At 44.0% G+C, this 1,136-nt stretch carries 1 protein-coding gene and 1 pseudogene; one reads left to right on the top strand and one right to left on the bottom strand.

Going from position 1 to position 1,136, the window contains the following annotated elements; all coding sequences use genetic code 11:
* A pseudogene (locus KIV40_RS26905) lies at positions 1-428 on the bottom strand (ATPase); the annotation flags it as partial.
* A 185-nt stretch (positions 429-613) separates the two neighbouring features.
* Between KIV40_RS26905 and KIV40_RS26900 the strand changes: the two are divergent.
* Positions 614-1,136 (top strand): DUF945 family protein (locus tag KIV40_RS26900; RefSeq protein ID WP_285352231.1); only part of this gene is annotated, 523 nt, incomplete at its 3' end.

Raw genomic sequence — 1,136 nt, 5'->3', positions numbered from 1 at the left:
TAGGCAAGCAGGTCATCGGACGCGTACTTTATGATGAAAGAGGTGAGCTCCTTCTGTGCAGATTTGAACAGCACTTGATCAGGCACGGGCTTCGTCAAACAGTGATTCAGACGTCCTTCATTAACTGCGGTTAAAATAATTTGGATATCTGACGATGCGCTAACCAAAATAGTGCGCGCAGTATTAGTATGGGGTAACTGCTCTAGCTCAATAAGAAACTTCACGCCATCGAATTGAGAATGGTGGTGTGTAATCACTAGAGCGACAGTTTGATGGTTGTCGTGAATGTCTCGCAGAGCCTGATGCGCTTCGTCGAGATCCTCAGCCGTATAGATATCGAACGCCGCCGAAAGTGGGGCGAGTTCGATCCTTATTCGCTCAATGCTAACAGGATTATTATCTAAACAAATCACAGCGTATTGATTCACATTTTTCCCTCAATGACTTCCCTAGCATTAGAATATCAATATGCGTCAGTAAAGGATGAGAGCTAGTTAGTAATTTGCCGAGCTGATTGAAGTATCAGGCAATAGACTGATTTAACTCAATGTTTCCTGAATGCTATTGTTAGGTTAGACTGAGTAATACAAACGATCGTAATTAAAGAGAACACATGGAACAGCTTAGAAAAATTGGTGCCATCGGCGGCGCTATTTCATTAGCACTCTGTTGGCCGCTAGCCGTTGGTCAGATTGGACAGAATGCGATTACAGATGGTATCGCAACATTAAACAGTTCTAGCATTCAGGCTGAAATTGTCGACTACGACCGCGGTTACTTCTCATCGAATGTTAAAACACGCATTACGGTTGTTGATGAGAGCTTAAAAGAGCAGTTGGAAATTGATGGCTTACCGAGTGAGTACATTGTGAACAGTGACGTTAGCCATGGTCTGATTGGCCTTGATGCACTGTCGACACTAGAAGACCAGCCAAACCTACCACTGACGTTAACAACAAGCACAGAGCTGAATGGCAACACCAGCTTCAATCTTGAGTTAAGCCAGCTGAACCACCAAGGTACAGCGGAGAACGCTACATCGGTCTCTATTACGAAATCAACGGTGTCTGGTCACGCGACGGTATTAGGTCAGATCGATTACAAGCTTGATATTCCTTCTATTCAAATTGATTTCC

The sequence above is a fragment of the Vibrio sp. D173a genome (genome assembly GCF_030248475.1).
This window is presented reverse-complemented; position numbering and strand designations above follow the sequence as displayed.